Consider the following 4,428-nt stretch of genomic DNA (forward strand, 5'->3'; position numbering starts at 1 on the left):
TCACCAGGTCGCCGAACAGGATGTCGTTGCCGTCGCCGCCGCTGATTTTGTCGGCCCCCGGCATGGTCGCTTCGGTGTGACCGATAATCGAGTTGGCCAGGTCGGCCGGGTCGATGTTGGTCTGCGGCTTGCCATCGCTGTCATAGGGCTTGAGGTCGTTGAGACTGACCCCACTGTTGATACCGATGGCTTCGACGTTCGACAGGCCGCTGAGCAGGGCAAAGCCGCTGTTGGAGTTGGTGGTGGTGTAGTAATCGGTGCTGTTGCCGGAGCCGGCCCGGTTCGACAGCTCGTAGGTGCCGTCGCCCTGGGCGCGCAGAGTGCCCAGGGTGTTGCTGCTCCAGCCCCAGCCATTGTAGGTCTGCAGGATCGTCGTGCCATTGCTGGCGACGCTCAGGTAGTGAGAGTTGTCGAGGTACTTGCTGAAGGTATCCCCCAGCTTGTAGTTGCTGGTGGTCAGCACATCGTCGAGGCGCACGCTGCCGTACAGCGTCGGGTTGGTCTGCTCGCCGCTCTGGTAGTAGGTCGGTTCACCGTCGGTAATGAAGTACGTCAGGTTGGTGGCATTGCTGTTGCCGGTGGCCTGGCTGCTCTGGAAGAAGTTGGCCGTGGTCTTGAACACGTCTTCGTAGTTGGTACCGCCGCCGGACGTCATCGAATCCAGTACCGCCTTGAGCTGGGCCAGGGCAGTCGGGTCGTTGAGGTTCACCGACACCGACTTGTTGACCTGGGAATCGAAGTCGGCAAGGAAGATGTTCACGGTGCCCGAGCCAGCGCTGCCGATGCTGTTCTTCAGGGTGTTGAACACCGAGGTCAGGGAGTTCTTGGCCGCGGTGATCGAGGCACTGCTCATACTGCCCGAGGAGTCCACCATGAAGGCGATGTTGTAGTTGGTGCCCGGCACCACGGTCAGGCCGCCGATGTCGGCGATCACGATGTCGTTGCCATCGGTACCGGTGACGGTGTCGTCGCCGGCGGTGGCGACCACGGCGTTGTAGGTTGCCGGGTAGACCTTGACCGGGATCTGCGCCGAAGTGCTGGCAGAACCGCCCAGTGACTCGGTGGAGGTCGAGGTCACGTTGAGGTTGAACGTGCCGTTGTAGTAAGGCGGCGGCGTGACCGTCAGGTTGCCCAGGTTCCAGCCGGTGACATTGGCTTCGCCGGAGGTCGCGGTGGCGGTGAAGGTATGCCCGGCGCCATCGCTGAGGACCGAGCCGGCCGGAATGCCGCTGATCTTCACGCTCAGGGTTTCCGAGCCGTCGGTATCGGTCAGGCCGGTGCTGATCTTCGCCAGATGCACGCTGCCGCCTTCGCCGCCCTCGTTGAGCTTGTAGCCGTCGTAGTAACCCTCGCCGTTGGTGCCGTGCAGGTCGGACACCGAGACCCCGGCGTTGGTCAGGTCGGTGACGCCGGTGTACAGCGGCACGCCGGCGTTGCTCAGGTCTACCGCGGCGCCGCCATTGACCGAGAGGTTGATGTCGTAAGCACCCAGGCCGCTCTGGTTGTGGTGGTAGATATCGATGGTGTAGTAGCCGCTGGTGGTCGGGGTGAAGGTACCGTTGAGGTTACCGCCCGCGCCCCAGGTGGCGCTGGCCACGTTCTTGCCGCCGATGGTCACCAGCAGGCTGTCGTCGCCGGTGCCGGAGAAGGTGTAGGCCTTGCCGGCTTCCAGGTAGATCAGGCCGGACGTCTTCGAAGCGGTGCCCGGCGTGATATCGCCGTCGGACTGGACGTTGGTCGCCAGGCTGCTGCTGTTGGGCGTACCGGCAGCATCAATGACCGATTTAAGAGTGCTGGCGGACGCGCCGCTGCCGTCGGTGCCCAGGCCGCTGAGGCCGGTCCAGACTTCCTTGAGCAGGCCTATCGAGTTCACGTTGTTGCCCGCCACGCTCAGGGTCGGCGCATCGGCCACTGGAGTGATATCGACCGTGACCGTACCGGTGCTGCCCAGGGCCTGGCCATCGGTTGGCTGGAACTTGATCTGGGCGTAATCCGCCTGCTGGTTGCCTACGCCGCTGCCGCCGTAGCCATTGGTGCCGGATTCATTGGTGTCCGGCGTGAAGCGCAGTTTGCCGGCATCGATATCGGCCTTGCTGAAGGTCTGGTTGTTGGCCACATCCTTCCAGGTCGAACCGTCCAGGTACTGCAGTTTGCCTTCACCCGGCAGTTGGGTGATTTTCACCCCGAGGTTGGCAGCCGGGCTGTCGACGTCGCTGACGCCGAAGTTGGACCAGGTCAGGGCCAGCGGTGTGTCTTCGGTACCGGTGACGGCGCCGCCGGTGGCGGTTGGCGCATCGTTCACCGCCACCACGTTGACCGTGGTGGTGGCAACGTTGGAGTAGTTGCCGCCGTCGGTCACGGTCACGGTGATGGTCCGTGGCGTGGTGCTCGGGTCTTCACTGTTGTTGGTGAAGGTGATGTTCTTGATCTGCTGCATGTAGTCGGCCAGCGTCGCGTTGCCCGACAGGGTCAGGGTGATCGAGCCGTCCTTGCTGTTGGCATTGATGGTGATGCCGTTGACGCTGTTGCCCAGGTTCAGCGAGTCCCCCGGCTGACGGTTGGTCAGCACGATGGTGGCGCCGGTGAGCAGGGTGCTGTCCGGGTCGGTGATGCTCAGGTCGGTGTCGGCGATCGACACGCCGGGGCCTGTGGTGCCTTCGGTGAAGGTGACCTTGTAGTTGGCTCCGGTGGCGCCGCTGGAGTTGTTGGCATCCAGGTCGATGACCGGTGGGGCGTCGTTGTCGATGATCGAGGTGGTGACGGTATTGTTGCTGCCCACCACCAGATTCTCGAAGTTGCCGCCGGTGGCCGAGTCGATCTTGACTGTGAAGTTTTCCGTGCCTTCGGTGATCTTGTCGTCAAGGGTGGCGACGTTGAAGGAGGCGCTGCTGGCGCCGGCCGGGATCTTCACGGTGTACACGCCGCTGAAGTCCGAGCCGTCGGTGGCGGTGCCGCTGTAGCTGATCTTCAGGGTGACCTCGGTCTGTGCCGGGTGAGTCAGGCTCACGGTGTAGCTGGCGGTCTGGCCTTCGGTGACCGAGGTACTGCCGCTGATGCCCACCGAGGTGGTGTCGACGGTATCGGTGACGTTGGTCACGGCTGGCGTGGTATCTGGCACCAGCTTCTCGAAGTTGCCTCCGGTGGCGCTGGCAATGGACGCATTGACCTTGCCGGCGTCGATGTAGACGTCGTCAGCAGGGGCCGCAACGGTCACGGTACCGGTGGTTTTGCCGGCGCCGATGGTGATCACCGCCCCGTTGGACAGCGTCACGGTAACGGGAGTACCGGCGGCGTTGGTCAGGGTCGCGGTGTAGATGATGGAGCCGCCTTCGGCCACGCTGCCGGTGGCACTGAGGCTGACGCTGGTGGTGTCCACCGTGTCGGTCACGGTGGTGCTGACCGGGGTTTTGTCGGCCACCAGGTTCTCGTAGTTGCCACCGCTGACGTTGGTGATGGAGTTGGTCAGCGGAGTGTGGCCAACCAGAACGTCGTTCGGTGCGCTGATGCTCACCGAACCGGTGGTTTCGCCGACCGGGATGGTGATTTTCTCGCCATTGGCCAGGTTCACGGTGACGGGCGAACCGGTCACTGGAGCGCTAACGGTAGCGGTGTAAGTGACATTGCCACCTTCGGTAGCCGAAGGCGTGGCCTTGAGCGTGACGGTGGAGTTGTCGATGGTATCGGTGACATCCGTCACCGCTGGCGTGGTGTTTGGCACCAGCTTCTCGAAGTTGCCACCTTCGGCCTTGGTGATGGTGGCCTCGACTTTGCCGGCGTCTTTGTAGACGTCGTCGGCTGGTGCGGCAACGGTGGCTGTACCCGAGGTAGCGCCTGCGGCAATGGTGATCACCGCACCGTTGCTCAGGGTTACGGTAACCGGTGTGCCAGCTGCATTGGTCAGGGTGGCGGTGTAAACGATGGAACCACCTTCGGCCACAGAGTCGGTAGCACTCAGGCTCAGGGTGGTGGTGTCCGGCGTATCGGTGACCGAGGTCTCAGCGGGTTTATCGCTGACCTCCAGTTTTTCGTAGTTGCCACCGTCCGCTTTGGTGATGGTGGTGCTCAGGGAGCTACCGCCAGCCAGGGCGTCATTCGGTGCAGTGAAGTTGACGCTGCCGGAAGATTCGCCCACCGGAATGGTGATGGTTTGACCGTTGGACAGAGTGACCACAACCGGGGAGCCGGTCACCGGTGCGGTGACCGACGCGGTGTAAACCACGGTGCCACCTTCAGCCACACTTGGCGTAGCGGTCAGCGAAACGGTGCTGGTGTCGATGGTATCGGTGACATCAGTCACAGCTGGAGCTGGGTTGGTGACCAGGTTTTCGAAGTTGCCACCGTCAGCTTTGGTGATGGTGGCTTCGACTTTGCCGGCGTCTTTGTAGACGTCGTCGGCTGGCGCCGCAACAGTGGCGGTGCCAGTGGTGG

Annotated in this window: 1 pseudogene; it reads right to left on the reverse strand. The window is 63.0% G+C overall.

The features are described from left to right. A pseudogene (locus BLX41_RS02535) lies at nucleotides 1–4,428 on the reverse strand (LapA family giant adhesin); the annotation flags it as partial.

It is taken from the genome of Pseudomonas protegens (assembly GCF_003732485.1).
Lineage (GTDB): Bacteria > Pseudomonadota > Gammaproteobacteria > Pseudomonadales > Pseudomonadaceae > Aquipseudomonas > Aquipseudomonas protegens_B.